13 protein-coding genes and 1 tRNA gene are annotated in these 17,073 nt (G+C 42.7%); 2 read left to right on the top strand and 12 right to left on the bottom strand.

Annotated features, from left to right (window positions below):
* Window positions 1–26: 26 nt before the first annotated feature.
* The 3 genes from O9334_RS12365 to O9334_RS12355 form a co-directional block, all read right to left on the bottom strand.
* Window positions 27–752 (bottom strand): carbonic anhydrase, encoded by a 726-nt coding sequence (locus tag O9334_RS12365; RefSeq protein WP_288000397.1) that lies wholly within the window; start codon window positions 750–752, stop codon window positions 27–29.
* Between the two features lie 80 nt (window positions 753–832).
* Entirely contained in the window at window positions 833–2,686 is a 1,854-nt protein-coding gene (locus O9334_RS12360) for an NAD(P)H-quinone oxidoreductase subunit F (RefSeq protein ID WP_288000396.1), read from the bottom strand.
* A 46-nt stretch (window positions 2,687–2,732) separates the two neighbouring features.
* Window positions 2,733–3,677, bottom strand: a complete 945-nt coding sequence (locus tag O9334_RS12355) for a LysR family transcriptional regulator (RefSeq protein WP_288000395.1) — start codon at window positions 3,675–3,677, stop codon at window positions 2,733–2,735.
* 391 nt (window positions 3,678–4,068) lie between these two features.
* Between O9334_RS12355 and O9334_RS12350 the strand changes: the two genes are divergently transcribed.
* On the top strand, window positions 4,069–4,779 hold the full coding sequence (locus tag O9334_RS12350; protein WP_288000394.1) for a Uma2 family endonuclease: 711 nt from the start codon (window positions 4,069–4,071) through the stop codon (window positions 4,777–4,779).
* 150 nt (window positions 4,780–4,929) lie between these two features.
* Here the strand turns inward: O9334_RS12350 and grrM are convergent, their stop codons facing one another.
* The 4 genes from grrM to O9334_RS12330 form a co-directional block, all read right to left on the bottom strand.
* Complete coding sequence (grrM, locus tag O9334_RS12345) at window positions 4,930–6,090, bottom strand: cyclophane-forming radical SAM/SPASM peptide maturase GrrM/OscB (RefSeq protein ID WP_288000393.1); 1,161 nt, start codon at window positions 6,088–6,090, stop codon at window positions 4,930–4,932.
* A 79-nt stretch (window positions 6,091–6,169) separates the two neighbouring features.
* A complete protein-coding gene (gene mltA / locus O9334_RS12340; RefSeq protein WP_288000392.1) occupies window positions 6,170–7,291 on the bottom strand; it encodes a murein transglycosylase A in 1,122 nt (373 codons plus the stop codon).
* A gap of 219 nt (window positions 7,292–7,510) precedes the next feature.
* Window positions 7,511–8,842 (bottom strand): hemolysin family protein, encoded by a 1,332-nt coding sequence (locus O9334_RS12335; protein ID WP_288000391.1) that lies wholly within the window; start codon window positions 8,840–8,842, stop codon window positions 7,511–7,513.
* 33 nt (window positions 8,843–8,875) lie between these two features.
* Window positions 8,876–9,169, bottom strand: coding sequence for a hypothetical protein (locus O9334_RS12330; RefSeq protein WP_288000390.1), 294 nt, complete (start codon window positions 9,167–9,169; stop codon window positions 8,876–8,878).
* 64 nt (window positions 9,170–9,233) lie between these two features.
* Between O9334_RS12330 and O9334_RS12325 the strand changes: the two genes are divergently transcribed.
* Window positions 9,234–9,306: transfer RNA gene (locus O9334_RS12325), tRNA-Ile, on the top strand.
* Between the two features lie 272 nt (window positions 9,307–9,578).
* Here the strand turns inward: O9334_RS12325 and O9334_RS12320 are convergent.
* The 5 genes from O9334_RS12320 to O9334_RS12300 all read right to left on the bottom strand — a co-directional run bounded on the left by O9334_RS12320 (window position 9,579) and on the right by O9334_RS12300 (window position 16,505).
* Entirely contained in the window at window positions 9,579–12,317 is a 2,739-nt protein-coding gene (locus O9334_RS12320) for a KGGVGR-motif variant AAA ATPase (RefSeq protein WP_288000389.1), read from the bottom strand.
* Window positions 12,314–12,760, bottom strand: coding sequence for a hypothetical protein (locus tag O9334_RS12315; RefSeq protein WP_288000388.1), 447 nt, complete (start codon window positions 12,758–12,760; stop codon window positions 12,314–12,316). Before O9334_RS12315 ends, O9334_RS12320 begins: the two co-directional genes overlap by 4 nt.
* 86 nt (window positions 12,761–12,846) lie before the next feature.
* Window positions 12,847–14,853, bottom strand: a complete 2,007-nt coding sequence (tkt, locus tag O9334_RS12310; protein ID WP_288000387.1) for a transketolase — start codon at window positions 14,851–14,853, stop codon at window positions 12,847–12,849.
* An 82-nt stretch (window positions 14,854–14,935) separates the two neighbouring features.
* Window positions 14,936–16,186 (bottom strand): beta-ketoacyl-ACP synthase II, encoded by a 1,251-nt coding sequence (fabF, locus tag O9334_RS12305; protein WP_288000386.1) that lies wholly within the window; start codon window positions 16,184–16,186, stop codon window positions 14,936–14,938.
* 70 nt (window positions 16,187–16,256) lie between these two features.
* Window positions 16,257–16,505, bottom strand: a complete 249-nt coding sequence (locus tag O9334_RS12300) for an acyl carrier protein (protein ID WP_045361848.1) — start codon at window positions 16,503–16,505, stop codon at window positions 16,257–16,259.
* Between the last annotated feature and the right edge of the window lie 568 nt (window positions 16,506–17,073).

Raw genomic sequence — 17,073 nt, 5'->3', positions numbered from 1 at the left:
CGACACGATGGCTAATCTAGAATTGACTAAATTAAACTCACTTTGCCGGTATCGAGATCGTAGTAGGCTCCAACAATTTTTAATTGTTTTTTATCTACTAAATCACCCATGACCGGGGACTTGCCCAATTTCTCTACTTGATAGACAACATTGGATTTAATTGCTCGCTCAAGTTTGTCGGAACCGGGTTGTTTTTCAGACCGATCAACTCCCACCTGTAGGCCATCGATTAAACGACCGATTTGTCCGGGAAAACGACCGCCTTCAATGGTGGCTTTTACCGCTCCACAACGAGAATGGCCGAGGACAACAATTACCTTAGCTCCTAACACCAACGTGCCGAATTCGAGGCTACCAATTTCTTCGGAAGTGGCTAAATTTCCCGCTACCCGACAAACAAATAGATCTCCTAATCCTTGATCAAAAACAATTTCTGCCGGCACGCGAGAATCGGCACAGCCCAAAATTGCCGCAAAAGGGGCTTGACTTTCGGCCACTTCTGTGAGTCGAGCTTGATCGCGGTTAGGACTTTTTTTTCTTCGTTCCCAGAAACGTTGATTGCCTTCCATGAGCATAGTTAAGGCCTGGTCTGGGTTCAATCCTTGATTTTGAGCCGTTAGCCATGGCTGGGAATTAACGGCGGTTTGGGCGTTAGTTTTGGACAACTGAGAACCCAAAACAGTGGCGGCTAGACTGGTTCCCAAAAAACCACCACCATAACGGATTAATTGGCGACGAGAGGTGTTGAACATAGGTAATTGTTTCCATTAATCAGGACAAATCCTATTGTCAGGGCCGGGGATGCTAAAGAAAAGCCTAAGTTATCAAATCTTTAACTGAAAACTAGAGAAATTTGTGCTAGTAGGGGCCAGCAGATGATAATACCAATCAAAGCCACCCCCAAAATAATCGACAGAAAGTAAAATTGGGTCTGGCCCGAGACGTTATATTTCAAACTCTGACCACCAAAAACCGTGGCTAATCCCACCAGATTAACGATGCCATCCACCAGAAAGGTATCGATCCAGTTAATAATTTGCGAGATTAATCCGACGACAAAAACGATGGTGACTTTATACAATTTGGCTGTATAAAGGTCGTTGGCAAAGAAATCTTGAAGGGCTTTCGGTTGAAAAACGATCGGTTTGGAGATATTTTCATTCAGATAAATATAGGCTGCCGGAATTACGCCCGCAGCAGTGGAAAGTACCAAGAGAAAAGCCACTCCCAGATTTAAGTTACTTGGTAATAAATGCCATTGCGCCAATAAAATCGGCAGATGAAGGGCGAAACCCATGGTCACAGTCATGGGGATAACTAAGGGCCAAAGAGCTTCCGGAGAGCGCAGGGTCATTGGTTTGATTTTACCGCCAAAGAAAACGCAAAATTCTCTAGTGACACTAAAAGCAGTTAAAGCATTGACCAACAATAGCACTAATAACAGTAAACCACTGACTTCTGCGAGGCGATCGCCCATGCGCGCTAATGCCCAAAAACCACCAAAGGGAGGCAGTGCAACTAAACTAGCGGCACCGACGAGATAACAAATACCGGAAACGGGACGACGGGACCATAAACCGCCGTATTGGCTTAAATCTTGGCTGATATTATTCCAAATGATGTTACCCACCACCATGACTAACAGGGACATAGCGATCGCGTAGGTAAAGAGTAACACTAAAGCGGTTTCCGTTTGTCCGGTGGCCACAGCGATAAAAATCAGTCCCATGTAGGCACTGACGGAATAGGAAAGGGAACGCTTAACATCGATCTGGGCGATCGCAATTAAACCAGCACCGATAGCAGTAACAGAGCCAACAACGATCATTACTTGCAAGGTTAAGGGCGATAATTGTAGCACCGGCTCTAATTTGACCAATAACCAAGCGCCAGTGGAAACGACGACGGTATTCCGCAGAATTGTCGCTGGCATCGGTCCTTCCATGGCCTCATCTAGCCATAAATGCAGGGGAAATTGAGCGCATTTGCCCATCGGACCGGCAATCAGGGCTAAACAGAGTAAATTAGCCACATTGGGGTTTAAATTGGCTGTAGCCGCCCATTCTGCCAATTGGTCAAAGTTCCAGGTTCCCGCCAGGGGTAAAAGGGCCACCACTCCCATCAACAGGATTAAATCGCCAATCCGTTTGGTTAGAAAAGCATCCCGCGCCCCCGTTACCACCAGAGATTGATTGAACCAGAAACCAATTAGCAGATAAGTGCCGAGGGTGAGAACTTCTAGCACACAATAGCTGAAAAATAGCGAATTACAGATAACGAGGGCGCACATACCCCCTTCAAAGAGGGCGACGAGAGAATAAAACCTTGCCCAACCCCAATCCATTTCTAGATAGGCGATCGCATATACCTGAGCGGCGAGGTTTAAGCCGGTAATTAGCAGTAACGCCCCGATATTAACGGCCGAAATCTGCACATCTAAAGATATGCTTAAATCTGCGGCATTTAGCCAATTAAATGCTATAGATTGCGGCGGACGACCCCAAACGGCGAGCAAAGCAAAAAGGCTATGCAAAAAAGCCCAGCAGGTCATGATCAAATTCAGATAACCGGCCGGTCGCGGGCCGGTTTGCCGGATAATACCGGGAGACCAGGGTAGGGCGAGAAGTGCGCCCGCAAAGGCGTAAAGAGGTACCAACCAGATGGTCTGGCTGAAGGACTCGAACATATAACCACCTCAAGAAGAAAAATGATCCTGAATTAAAGTTTAAGGTTTAATGGCTCATTAATAAGCTGTGACCATTTTTTAACGGGGCATGAATGGGGATGGTTTGACTAGCTTCCAGCAGGTATTTTAAAAAAGCATCGGCAATCACGGAAAGTTGTTTTCCGGCCAGGTAACAAACGTACCAATCGCGCTGAATCGGAAAATGTTCCAAGTCGAGGATGGCTAATTCGCCGTTTTCCCCTTCCGAGATGAGAGTGTGCTTAGATAGTACCGATAGCCCTAAACCGCCGGAAATAGCCTGTTTAATCGCTTCGTTACTGCCTAATTCCAAGCGCACCTTAACTTTAATATCGTGGAGATTAAATAATTTTTGTACCGCTTGGCGGGTTCCAGATCCCGATTCGCGCATAATAAAAGGTTGCTGGTTGAGGCACTCAAGGGGGAGATTTTTCTGGCCTACCAAAGGATGATCTCGTCGCGCCACCACCACTAGGGGATTTTCCAGAAAAGACTGAGAACAAAGTTCCACTTCTTCCGGGGGTTGACTGAGAATATAGAGGTCATCCTCGTTATTTAACATTCGCTCTTGCAGTTTCTGATGATTAGTCACTTGCAGGGCAATGTCAATACCGGGATACTGTTGACAGAATGCCCCCAGTAATCGCGGCACAAAGTATTTAGCGGTAGTAATTACGCCTAAAGTCAGCTTTCCCTGTCTAGTTCCCTTAATATCGGCCACTTTCATTTGAAAGTTGTCCAATTTATTAAAAATCTCTTGACAGGTGAACAGTAATTCCTGACCCGCTTCGGTTAAAAATAAACGTTTGCCAATTTGCTCGAATAGCGGTAAACCCACGGCTTTTGTGAGTTGTTTGACTTGGGTTGAGACGGTAGGTTGAGTGATAAATAACTCCTCGGCCGCCTTGGTAAAGCTACTGTGTCGAGCGGTAGCCTCAAAAACCCTTAACTGGTGCAGGGTTGCCTGTATCAAGTTCCTATGCCCTCCTCAATAACAACTATTTGTCACCATCAATCCTAACCCTTTTATAGATTCTAGTCAATTAACTTTTTGATAAATATAGACTCTGATAGATATAACCGCAGCTTAAGACCTTTTGTCAACCATCAGCTTTTTTCTCTCTCCTCCCCCCTCCCCTTCTCCCCACTCCCCCCCTCTCCCTAGGGTTGATTCAAGGTAGGGTTGATTCAAGGTAGGGTTGATTCAAGGTAGGGTTGATTCAAGGTAGGGTTGATTCAAGGTAGGGTTGATTCATGAATCAACCCTACCCTTGATAAGGGGGGTGTCTGATAATTTTTAACGCCTACCTACTTAATTATCTTGCTACAATCAGAAAACAACCATCTATTAAAATTAAAAGACAATGGTTAGTTATCTTGATATTGACGACGATCTTCTTTTCCCGGATAGCGATGGTCAACCGATGGCAGATAATACCGAACAATATGAGTGGATTGTCAAAATTAAGGAGAATTTAGAGATTATCTTTGCCGATGACCCTAAGGTGTTTATTGCCGGAGATTTACTCTGGTATCCTCTGCGTTCTACTTTGGTTTCACCGGTTGCTCCCGATGTGATGGTAGCTTTTGGCCGTCCCAAAGGACGAAGGGGTTCCTATCGTCAATGGCAGGAAGAAAATATCGCTCCTCAAGTGGTTTTTGAAATTCTATCACCGAAGAATACAAAAGCAGAAATGAGTCGAAAATTAGAGTTTTATGACACATATAATGTAGAAGAATACTATTTATATAACCCGATGCGCTGTCGTTTACAAGGTTGGCAAAGACAGGGAGAAAATTTAAGAGAAATTATCCCCATCAATGACTGGATAAGTCCCCGTTTAGGTATGCGTTTTATCTGGGATAAATCTAGTTTAGAATTGTATCGTCCCGATGGAGAGAAATTTTTAACAACTGTTGAGTTAGAGTCTCAAATGCGTCAAGAAAAGAAACGTGCCGATCAAGAAAAGAAACGTGCTGATAAAGAACAGAAACGCGCTGATAAAGAAAAACAACGTGCAGACCGACTAGCGGAACGCTTACAGGCGTTAGGATTAAGTTTAGAAGAAGAATAATACCATTTTTCTTTATTCGTAGCAGGCATGACCATCTCTGTCCTTACTTTGCAAAAATGGTATTTAGATCAAGTTTTTTCATAGGTTATTAGTAAACAGTTATCAGTTTACTGATTACTGATAACTGTTTACTGATAGCTAAAAAAATCTTTAAACTTCTAATAAATTTTCTAGGCGATCGAGAACGATATCGGTGATACACTTAATCCGGTATAAACAGGCTTTAGTATCTGTGGAGTTGAAAGTGCCATTTTCCCAATATTTGTTACTACCGGCACCACCCCCACAAACCCCAAAATAATCGCAGTTTTGCCGACATAAATCGACTCCACCGCGCATATCAGCGTAAATTTGTTTAAATTTCTCGGTTTCACAGATAGATTCCAGAGAATCGGTCAAAACATTACCAAAGATAAAATCGCCGTAGGGTTGAGTTTTAATCGATAGTAATTCCGGATCAAAGGTGGAAAAATTACCTTGATTATCAAAATTGACAATCATAAAAGGTCGATTCATATCGGTATTTTCTAAGCGTTCATCCGTATAAATCAAACTACAGATCGATTCAAATTCTCGCAGCTTAAATTCTCCTTGTTTGGCCGTGACTAACTCCCAAAATCTGGCAATAAACTGGCGATAACGTTGTTCAATGCCTAATTTATCTAAGGAAGATTGTGAATTAATTCCCTCGGTTTCTTCCATATTAAAAGCCACATCGGTAAGACCATGATCCCAAAAAAAGTTAAAAATTTCGTCGGGATAGTCGAGAGAATCTTCTGTTAAAACTGCGATGATACTGACATCAATTTCATGTTTTTGCAAGAAAGAAATCCCCCGCATGGTAGCAGCATGACTGCCAGTTCCCTTGCGGTTTTGCCGGTGGATATCGTGAATAAAAGCCGGTCCATCAAGACTGACTCCCACATAAACATCATGCTTTTTAAATAATTGACACCAAGCATCGTTAATATAAGTGGCGTTAGTTTGTACCGAATGACGAAAACAGTAACCCTGCTGATTATATTTCTCGCTAACCTCCGCAATTTTAGCAAAGGCACTTTCATAAAAACTGATGGGAACTGCCAAGGGTTCGCCGGCGTGCCAGCAAATGGTAAAATTATCTTGGAGAAAACGACTACTAAAAACCCTCTGAAAAATCGGCTCGATTAAATCTAAGGATAGGGTATTTTTTAAATGGCGATCGGGTAAATAACAGTAATCACAATTGAGATTACAAAAAGAGGTGGGTTGCACGACTACTAAAGTAATTGGACCACAATCCGACCAATCTATATTTATGGTTTTTTTCATGATTCTATTGTTTAAGTTCTCACTTAAGTTATGATAACTGATTCTGGGGAGTCTATCTTAATTTTACCTGTACTATTTCCTATTCCCTCAATAATAAATAATATAACTGACCGGGAGTATTAATTAAACCGGCTCGCTCGCCAGCATTTTTTCCTGTTCCCATAAAAATATCTACCCTCCCAGTACCTTTAATCGCGCTGCCAGTATCTTGATCGAGAACATAGCGACTAACTAATTTTTTATTAAGATTTTCCTGGGGAATTTCTGTCTCAATTACTGCTAAAGCACCGGGGGGAAAAATACTTTTATCTGTAGCGATCGATCTTTCTGGTAAAACCGGAACTCCAATACTACCAGTGGCCGGTGCGCCGTGGGTTTCTCGAAAGAAAATAAACCGATTATTGCGGGGAATATAATTTTTTAATTGATCGGGATTACTTCTGAGAAAATCCAAAACCATTGGTAAGGTTAAACCCTCGGCGGAAAAAATACCATCGGCAATCATTTCTTTTCCCAGACTTGTGTAGGGATGCTCGGTATTGCCATCAAAACCGATGCTCATAATTTGACCATTAGGTAAACGTAATTTTGCCGAACCTTGCACATGAACTAAATAAGCTTCTAAGCGATCTTTTAACCAGACTAATTCGTATCCCGCTAGACGGCTATTTTCCCCCAGTAAACCATCTTTTCCCTCTAATTCTACCCTAGCTGGATGGGGTTTAGACCAGCGAGAAAAGTTAGAAGGTCGGCGATAGAGAGGATATTTATACTCGGCGGTTTGTTGCCGACTTGCTTGATAAATTGGCTCAAAATAACCAGTAAATTTAACATTTCCCTGGCTATCCTTACCTAAAGAACGATACCAAATAAATTCTTTTTTAACTGCCTTTTGTAGAGCTGCGGGAGTGGGAGACTTCTGCACTAATTGACGAAAACGTACTAGGGAACGCTGCACTCGCTGACGAGTTATTTCTGAAATAGGATAATTTTGATAGGCGCGGATTGCTGCCGAGCTATTCAGATAACGTAAACTATGATCGATCGCTTGTAGTAGGGTTTTTTTGTCCGTTAGCAGTCGTTCATCGTATCCCGTAGATGTTCCTAATTGTGAGATTTCAAAACGTTCTAGGGGCAAATTTGCGGGGGTGAGGGCAATTAATCCCAAGCTGAGGGGGAGGATTGTCAAAAGGTGTTTCATGGTGACAGGAGTGGGCAGCTATTGACTAGATTAAGTAGGTAGGCGTTAAAAATTATCAGACACCCCCCTTATCAAGGGTAGGGTTGATTCATGAATCAACCCTACCTTATCAAGGGAGGCAGGGGGGATCGAACCTAAAATCCATTTTTAATTTAATTATAACCAACTACTTAACAATCAAAAAGAATAAATGAGAAAAGTTGTTTCTTGTTTATATCCTTAGGATGGTTGTTGACGATAAATCTTAATTTGTTCCAAGCGAGGGCCGACCTTAGAAATGATGGTAAATTCTAAATTTTGGTAATATAGTTGTTCTCCCACCCTCGGTATTTTTTGCCAATGATGGAGGACAAAACCTGCTAGGGTTTGGTATTCATCGGCCAAGGGTAAACTTAAATTTAATGCTTTGTTCACGTCCTCTAAATTCATTTGTGCTTGTACGAGAAAAGTTGATTCATCGAGGAGTTGATATTCCACTGTTCCCGATTGATCCCTAGGGGAAAAAGTTCCCAGAATCTCGCCGATTAAATCTTTGAGGGTTAATAAACCGGCTGTTCTGCCAAATTCATCGACAATGATAACCATCTTTAAGGATGATTCCCGCATCACTGTTAGTAATTCATTTAAAGGAGTGGTTTCGGGGAAAAAACGCGCAGGTTTTAACCAAGGTTTAATCGGGGTTGTTAAATTTAACTGACCTTCGGCAAGGGGTAAAGCTAAATCTTTAAAATCGATCAGACCACGGATATCATCACCGGAATCTCCTGCCACAGGATAACAAGAATAGCCGCTGTTAACTACTTGGAGCAGTAATTCCTCAAAAGTTGCGGTCGAGGGAATAGCTATTAAGCGGTTATGGGGAACCATGATTTCTGCGGCAGTGATTTCGCTAAACTGGAAAACATTATTTAAAATTTTCCTTTCCGCTGCTTCTAATCCCGTTAATTCCCCTTCCATGCTGATAATTAATTGTAATTCCTCGGAAGTTACCCGATTAGAACGCTGTAGATCCACTTCGGGGATACGGGTTAAAACCAATAAAAAACGAGTTGATTGGTTCAGAATACCGATAAAAGGCTTAAAAATCCTGGAAATAACCCCAATAGGTGCGGCTAATAATCGCGCCATCGGTTCGGCATAAATTAAAGCTAGGGATTTGGGATAAAGTTCCCCAAAAACTATCTGGAGATAGGCCACGATTAAAAAAGCTAGACAAAGAGAGAAACCATGGGAGAGAAGATTTTGCCAGTTTAAAGAAAAGGGTAAAAAACTTAGTAATTTCTTCACAAAAACGGTCATGGTACTCTCCCCGATCCAACCTAAAGCTAAACTAGAAAGGGTGATACCTAATTGGGTAGTGGAAAGTAAGCGATCGAGACTTCTTTGTAGAGATTGGACCGTCTGCGCTGGCACATCTCCCGCAGCCACTAGCTGACTGACGCGGGTACGACGGACAGACACAAGCGAAAATTCGGCCGCTACGAAAAAAGCATTGAGCGCGATTAGTAAAAAGACTAAAATTAAACGAGTCAATAAATCCTGATTATCCATAGCGAAAAGGCAATAATTCGCCTTTTTTAAAGCCTATCCTTTGGTTTCGTCCTTTGATTGCGGTTTGTTTTTCTGTTGTTGCATATAAACTCTCACTCTTTTCAGCACCTCTTCTTCCTTCACGGGGATAAAAGTTTGATTGCGACCATAACTGGTGCGATCGTTGGTAAACTTTTTAGCAGGGTTGATATCCGGTTGACTGACTCCCTTCAGGGAGGCGATTCCCAATTGATAGGCTACCCAACCGCTACCGAAGCCGGCGGCTACCATGGCTACCATCAAAAGGAGTCCTAACTGCAAGGAGGTGCTGATTGCAAATTTTTTCATCTTGGTGGGGCTGGATTTTCACGTTCGGAGTGATTACCGATCTATAATGAGTTATTAGTATAACCCAGGGTTGGCCGAGCGGTTGAGGCAACGAACTCATAATTCGTGCTAGGCAGGTTCAACTCCTGCACCCTGGATAGTTTTGACGGCTTCAGGCGATCGGCTTTGACTGCACTAGATTAGGCGGCGGTGACAGATTACCTGACCATTTTCAGCTGCTTTGAGAACAGAAATACAATCATTAATTTTATCCTTTTCATTTTTCAGGAAAGCTAAAAAAACACAAGAATCCCAGTAGTGTAGCTTTTTTGTTGGACGAATCAATTTCCCAATGCTGGGTAATAGCCAATCCTGTTTTGAAAAGCTGACAACAATCAATCATATAGTCATTGCCAAAAAGCTCGAACCATTAAAAATTTGATTTCCCCAAAACTTTGCGCTTTAAAGCTAGAACACGAGGACGCGCACCTTGACTAGAAAATCCTAACCCTTCACGGAATATTTCGGGCATATAATAACGAACTGCATCTTCTTTATCCTTGTCCTCATAAATTACTCCCATTTGCTCAAGAACATTGACTTGAGTGCCATCCAGATTAAACTGTTCTAGAGAAAAAGGAATTTTTCTATCACTATATTTATGTAAACTTTCTTCTACCCAGCTTTTAAATATAGGATATTCTTCCTCAGACTCTCTAACTTTTTCTCGACTACAGGGTTCAAGCGCTCGTCGAATCGCTTGGGGAGGTAACAGTCTAGTATTCGACCATTTAGAAAATTGTATTTCTTCTTTTTTTTCTACAGTAATATTAGCAGCATGGTACAAAAATCTCACAATATCCCTCGCTTGCAGTCTTCCATTAAAATCGGTTAAAGCGGCAAAAATCCAATTGTCTGACTTAGCTTCCCTTGCATTATCTGCTCCTAATTTTTTGCCCCAAAGTCGTTCTAGTTTTTCTTTTAAATCTTCAATTGAACAATCGAATAAATCTTGATGGTTAGCATTAATAACCGATGATTGTATGCAGAGCCAATAGGAAAGTTTAAGAAACGATTCTAGATTCCAAGATAGATCATAGTTACCATATAAGCTTTCAAATTGTTGCGAGTTTTGTGTAATTGTATATCTCAAGAAATCTCGACGCAGAAAGACAATCAAGCCGAGATTAGATTGCCGAATTTCTGATAATTTATTGGGTAAATGATCGATCAAGGCTTTCAAGGCTTTTCGTTGAAGGTTATCATTGGCAACATTAGGAAAAGCATCTTCTAATCCATCAAATAAAAATATAATCTTCGAGTTTTTTTGTTGAAGGTATTCATGCAGTTTTTGTAATTGACAATTTTCAGAATTATAACCTAAAACTCTCGAAATTTCTTTGATCCAAAAATTTGTCCAATCAACCTCATTCCAATCCTGATTTGATAGCGACTGTATGATTCTGTCTCTTAAATCCGAGAAGGAAAATTGATAATCATTATTAAGAAAATTATTAACATTTTGCCGTGCTTGCTCAAGAATATCTTTGGCATCCTCTGCTAAATTTTTTGATTGCAGTAAAGGAAATATTAAACCGAGATTTTCTCGGGAATTTTCTTGATTTTGAGGATCAACTTTATTTAAAAAATTTTCCCAAGACTGTAGGCGAGATAGCTGAATATAATTAAAGGTTTTTCCCGCACCTTTAGCACCAATTGAGATAACATTAGGTAGTTTATCTTGAAAATTACGAGCGAGATTTTTCAATGGCTCGGTAATGAGTAAATCTTCCCCTTCTCCCTTTTCTGCATAAATATATTTATTGCAAGTATCCCTGAGTTTTTTCACATCATCTAAGGAGTTATCTGAAGGTGTGGCTGATGCAATGCTATTATTAGATAATTCATCTTCTGCCCATTGTCTTGCCAGTTCCATCAAGGAAGTTGAACTTAATTTGTTTTGAGCTTCATCCCAATTGTTAACATATAGTAACTCTTGGGCGAAATAAGTTTCTTTAATATCCAGTCTAGTAGTATATAAACTCTCATTTTTGGGTTGAACATAAGCCGACTGTAATTGCTCTAAAATATTCTCAAATGCTGATAAATTTCTAACTTCTGGAGTTAAAAAACTAATAATTATCGAAGGATCATAATAATTATCATCCTTTACTTTTGAATCACTGGGAGCTAGTAAGCCAATTTTTTCTAAAACCATCCTGACACCTCGCCAAGATTGCTCATTAACTGTTGTTACTAAAAATCTTTGGATTCTAGAGTCAAATAAAATTGGGCTAGAAATTTCACTTAATCCTGCTCTTAAATCAATAAATATATAATCTACTGCTAATTTTTGCCCTAATTGATGAATTGCATCCCCTACCTCCCAAGCACCCGATGGATTTCTAGCTAAATTTTCTGGCAGTATAGGAGTATCTAAGAGTTCTTCTTCTTCAATAAAAGCGGGTAAAAAATATAAAGTTGATTTATTTTGCTGTTTGGCAGTTTTCTGAATTTCTTGAGTTACCCAAGAGAGTGCCACCTCTAGAGATGGCTTGGGATATTGATAAACTTCTAAAAAATTGATCAAAGATACGGTTGCCTCTTGATTGTCATACCTTTGCCAATAGGTTAACCCCGGAGCCTCTAAATCTGAGTCAATAACTAAAATTTTAACTGGTTTATTTATCTCTTTTGCTCTTGCCAAAAGAGCAAGAATATAAGCGGCTAAATGTAGGGTTCTTCCCACACCACCTTTAAAAGAATAAAAAGCAATAATTTCTGGCTTATCTCGATAAGCATTGGCTAAAAAATTATCCGATTGATTTGAATCTGGATTTTCTTTTAAATAAGCGACTTCCTGCCAAAAAGGTCGAATCGATGCCGAAAGGCAAGCACTATTATCTATTAAAATAAATTCTACAGGAATAGAAGCATTGTCAATATCTAGCTGAATAATTTGTTCTGATTCTTGATACCAATCTCCGAACCATTCTTTTAATATTGAGTTAGCTTTTGGTTGATCATCTTGATTTTGAATACCAATCTCTAAAGCACTACTAAAACAACTAATTTTAACAATACTATCAGGTAAGTCATTTCCGTTAGCGGTTTCGCGAGCAATTTTTCTTTTAATATCAAACCAAGTTAGTAATGGCCGTCTTCTCATAGTCCCTGCAACTCCTGTGCAATCCAACTTAATATATCTAACAATTTTTTTTCTAATTCATTATCCTTAATATTTTCACAGCCTCCCCCATATCGCCACATTTGATTAATTTCACCGCAAGAAAACTTTCTCTCTTGATTATTTTTTAACTTTCTCTCTTGATTATTTTCTAAAGGGTTCATACTTAATTGTGAGGGAAGTTTTAGTTTTTCTCCCGCAGCTAGTTTGTCTAGTAACTTATTTATATCATGCCGCACTTCACGTAATTCTGGACAAGAATCGGTGCAATCTTTACTTTGTCTTTTCAGTAAAACCGCTTTGAGACCACATTCAACCGAGTAAAATAGCAATAAACGATGAGCGTTAGTTCTGGTTTCGACCTTTGCCGCTCCTTGATTTTCTCTCCATGCTTTTTGTAGTTCTATGTCTGTAAAAGGAATCACCCAGTCAACCCTTTGCACGATATAGTTCCATCTTAAACACAAAAAACCCGCTGGCGCGGGCTTTTTTCACAAAACCAAAGTTTTAATTAACCTAACAACGCTTTTGCCTTCGCTACCACGTTATCCACGGTAAAACCAAACTTCTCTAGAATCACACCTCCTGGAGCAGAAGCGCCGAAGGTATCAACCCCCAACACATCCCCCTCATCGGTGATGTAACGATGCCAACCCATAGTTGAACCCGCTTCCACCGCAAGACGTTTTTTCACTGCTTTCGGCAATACCGATTCTTTGTATTCTGCCGATTGTTCCTCGAATAGCTCCCAACAGGGCATAGAAACGACGCGAGCTTTAATTCCTGCTTCTTTCAACACCGCAGCCGCTTTATCGCAGAGATACAACTCGCCACCCGTACCGATGAGAATGACATCGGGAGTACCTTCGCAATCGGTGATAATATAAGCACCTTTAGCCACACCCTCGAGGGAAGTTCCCGCTAAATTGGGCAGATTTTGACGGGAGAGAGCCAATAAAGTCGGGCGTTTCTTTTCGCTCACCGCTACTTTATAAGCGCCAGAAGTTTCCGTACCATCTCCCGGACGCATGACTAAGAGGTTAGGAATAGCGCGCAGAGAAGCAACGTGTTCCACGGGTTGGTGAGTCGGTCCATCTTCCCCTAGGGCAATGGAATCGTGAGTCATTACCCAGATGACGCGAGTTTCTGACAAGGCCGATAAACGGATAGAATTCCGCATATAGTCGGTGAAAATCAGGAAAGTCGCCCCGTAGGGAATCAATCCCGTGTTATGGAGAGCAATACCGTTACAAATCGCCCCCATTGCGTGTTCCCTTACGCCAAAGTGAACGTTACGCTCCTGATAACTGCCTTTTTGGAAATTACCAAAATGCTCTAATTCCGTGTAGTTAGAGTGGGTTAAATCCGCCGAACCACCGATTAAACCGGGTAAAACCCCCGCAAGCGCATTTAAGCAGATTTCCGAGTGTTTACGACTAGCGAGAGCCTTATCTTCGGGTTTATAAACCGGTAAAGCTTGCTCCCAACCTTCCGGCAGTTGACCGGTGGTTAACTGTTCAAATAAAGCCGCTTCTGCGGGATATTTAGCCTGATATTCGTTAAATAACTTATTCCAGTCCGTTTCTGCCGTCGCTCCCTTGTCCACTGCTTTCCGGAAACGATTTAACACCTCATCGGGAACCACAAACGGCTCGTATTCCCAACCTAATGCTTTCCGGGTTAACTCGATTTCCGTTGCTCCTAAAGCTGCCCCGTGAACATCGGCGGTATTAGACTTATTGGGGGAACCATAACCGATGGTGGTGGTGATTTTAATCATCGAGGGTTTATCGGTGACAGCTTTGGCAGCAGCGATCGCATTGGCAATGGCATCTAAATCGGTGTTACCATTCTCGACGTGCTGAACGTGCCAACCGTAGGCTTCAAAACGCTTGCTCACGTCTTCGGTGAAAGCGATATCGGTGGAACCATCGATCGAGATATGGTTATCATCATAGAGAGCGATTAACTTGCCTAAACCCCAGTGACCGGCTAAAGAACAAGCTTCCCCAGAAATCCCCTCCATATTGCAACCATCACCCAAAATCACATAGGTGTAATGGTCGATAATTTTGGCATCCGGTTTGTTGAAACGGGCTGCTAAATGGGCTTCTGCTAGGGCCAAACCCACACCATTGGCAATCCCTTGACCCAGGGGACCAGTGGTCACTTCCACCCCTTCCGTGACGAAATTTTCGGGGTGGCCAGGGGTTTTCGATTTCCACTGGCGAAATTGTTTGATTTCCTCTAGGGGGACGCTATCGTATCCGGTCAGGTACATCAAAGCATACTGCAGCATACAACCGTGACCGGCGGAGAGAACAAAACGATCGCGATTGACCCATTGGGGGTTTTTCGGGTTAAAACGCAGGAATTGATCCCAGAGGACAAAGGCCATGGGTGCGGCCCCCATGGGCAGTCCGGGGTGTCCGGATTTAGCTTTTTCCACGGCATCCACCGCTAAAAAACGCACCGCATTAATACAAAGTTCTTCGAGGGATTGGGAGGCGACAACCATAATGTTTTTTAGAATGAACTACAAAAATAAGACCCAGTTAAAGAGGGAGCCACTCAAAGATTACTCTTTCAGGGGCATCGACTCAAGCATATTTTCTAAAAGCTAAGGTGACGTTATGGCCGCCAAATCCAAAGGAGTTGGAGAGGGCAGCGTTAACTATCTGCTGACGACTTTCGTAGGGGACGTAATCGAGATCACAATCGGGGTCGGGATTGTCCAGGTTGAGAGTCGGGGGAATCCGATCATTAGCGATCGCCATTACCGTGGCCACGGCTTCAATACCGCCAGAACCGCCTAAAAGGTGGCCTGTCATCGATTTGGTGGAACTGACGGGGATTTTGTAGGCCGATTCTCCTAAAGCTTTTTTAATCGCCTTGGTTTCCGTGGGATCATTGGCCGCTGTACTGGTGCCGTGGGCGTTGATATAGCTAATTTCCGTCGGAGTTAAACCGGCATCTTTGATCGCTAATTCGATCGCTCTGGTGGCTCCACGACCATCGGGAACCGGTGCCGTCATGTGATAGGCATCGCAAGTCAGACCATAACCGATCATTTCGGCGTAAATCCGCGCCCCACGGTCCAAGGCCGTTTCTAATTCCTCTATAATCAAAATTCCTGACCCTTCCCCCATGACAAAACCATCCCGTTCCTTGTCAAAGGGACGACTGGCCCGGGTGGGGTCATCGTTGCGGGTGGACAAGGCCTTAGCGGAGGCAAAACCAGCCAATCCTAGAGGGGTAACGGCGGCTTCCGTCCCACCGCAGATCATCGCTTTGGCCAAACCCCTTTGTACTAGACGGAAAGCATCGCCGATGGCATTGGAACCGGCAGCACAAGCGGTCACGGTGCAGTTACTCGGTCCCTTGGCCCCCGTGTGGATAGCGGTTAAACCGGCGGCCATATTGGCAATCATCATCGGGATCATGAAGGGACTACACCGGCTCGGACCTTTTGTCAAGTAAATTTCCTGTTGATCCTCAAGCACTTTTATGCCACCCACGCCCGTACCGATTAGTACTCCTATATCATCGGCATTGAGAGCGTCGATAACTAATCGAGAATCTTGCAGTGCTTGCAAACTAGCGGCGACGGCAAATTGAGCGAAACGGTCCATGCGCTTTGCCTCTTTGCGATCCACATAGTCGTGGGGGTCAAAACCCCGCACTTCCCCAGCAATGCGACAAGCGTGACGGGAGGCATCAAAGTGGGTAATTAAACCAATGCCACTTTTGCCGTTGATTAAGCCTGTCCAATAGTCTGCTAGATTATTGCCGAGGGGAGTGATTGCACCCATCCCCGTGATGACAACCCTTTTTAATGGCAATTCTGTCATGTTTGTTCAAAAATAAGGGCAGATTTTGCCCCAGATATTTAAGGCTAAATTGTCAATTTTCCCGCAATAATTAGGCGGTTGCTCCTACTTTCTCGCTAATATGGTCAACAGCTTTGCCCACAGTGTCAATTTGTTCGGCCGCTTCGTCGGGAATTTCAATATCAAATTCTTCCTCTAAAGCCATCACTAACTCGACCACATCGAGGGAATCAGCTTGCAGATCATTAGCAAAGCTTGCTTCGGGGGTAACTTTTTCCGGCTCTACTTCTAATTGGTCCACAACAACTTTTTTAACTCGATCGAAAATGTCTGCACTCATGGATGTCAATTTTTATCCGCTGGTTTACCGGACTCTAGCCTCTAGGGTCTGGGGAAATGGGGCGGTGTTACCATTTCCGACAATAAATTTCGGTTAGCTTTTTCACTGACCATTTTTCATCTTACTGGAAGTTGTTCCCCTCTTGATGAAGTTTTTTCGCGATCATCGGGGAAGTGGGGAAGTGGGGTAGTGGGGTGTGGGGTAGTGGGGTAGTGGGGTAGTGGGGTAGTGGGGTAGTGCGGAAGTGGGGTAGTGGGGTAGTGGGGTAGTGGGGTAGTGGGGTAGTGGGGTAGTGGAGCATTTGGATGAAATTTCCCTAAACCCCTAAATCCCTATCACCCCAAAACCCTATCACCCTGACTCCTATCTCCTATCTCCTGAATAAAAAGCCAAAATATAACGGATAACTCCGAAATTCAGATAATAATCATCGGAAATTTTGGGTCTGAAACCCCGCCGTTCTAGGTTGGCTTTACGTTAGAATTAAAAGGCCAGTCTCGAAAACCAAGTGGACGGCGCAGCACCGTTCGGCTGAGCTCACGGCCGAAGCCTTGAAAACTCGGCTTAG

This window comes from Microcystis sp. LE19-8.1F (assembly GCF_027531715.1).
Classification (GTDB): domain Bacteria; phylum Cyanobacteriota; class Cyanobacteriia; order Cyanobacteriales; family Microcystaceae; genus Microcystis; species Microcystis wesenbergii_A.
This window is presented reverse-complemented; position numbering and strand designations above follow the sequence as displayed.

Bases quoted from the DNA above. Each gene is read 5' to 3' on its own strand.
- O9334_RS12320 (WP_288000389.1), bottom strand. From the start codon at position 12,317: ATGAGAAGACGGCCATTACTAACTTGGTTTGATATTAAAAGAAAAATT.
- O9334_RS12300 (WP_045361848.1), bottom strand. From the start codon at position 16,505: ATGAGTGCAGACATTTTCGATCGAGTTAAAAAAGTTGTTGTGGACCAA.
- O9334_RS12360 (WP_288000396.1), bottom strand. From the start codon at position 2,686: ATGTTCGAGTCCTTCAGCCAGACCATCTGGTTGGTACCTCTTTACGCC.
- grrM (WP_288000393.1), bottom strand. From the start codon at position 6,090: ATGAAAAAAACCATAAATATAGATTGGTCGGATTGTGGTCCAATTACT.
- O9334_RS12350 (WP_288000394.1), top strand. From the start codon at position 4,069: ATGGTTAGTTATCTTGATATTGACGACGATCTTCTTTTCCCGGATAGC.
- tkt (WP_288000387.1), bottom strand. From the start codon at position 14,853: ATGGTTGTCGCCTCCCAATCCCTCGAAGAACTTTGTATTAATGCGGTG.
- O9334_RS12330 (WP_288000390.1), bottom strand. From the start codon at position 9,169: ATGAAAAAATTTGCAATCAGCACCTCCTTGCAGTTAGGACTCCTTTTG.
- O9334_RS12365 (WP_288000397.1), bottom strand. From the start codon at position 752: ATGTTCAACACCTCTCGTCGCCAATTAATCCGTTATGGTGGTGGTTTT.
- fabF (WP_288000386.1), bottom strand. From the start codon at position 16,186: ATGACAGAATTGCCATTAAAAAGGGTTGTCATCACGGGGATGGGTGCA.
- O9334_RS12335 (WP_288000391.1), bottom strand. From the start codon at position 8,842: ATGGATAATCAGGATTTATTGACTCGTTTAATTTTAGTCTTTTTACTA.
- mltA (WP_288000392.1), bottom strand. From the start codon at position 7,291: ATGAAACACCTTTTGACAATCCTCCCCCTCAGCTTGGGATTAATTGCC.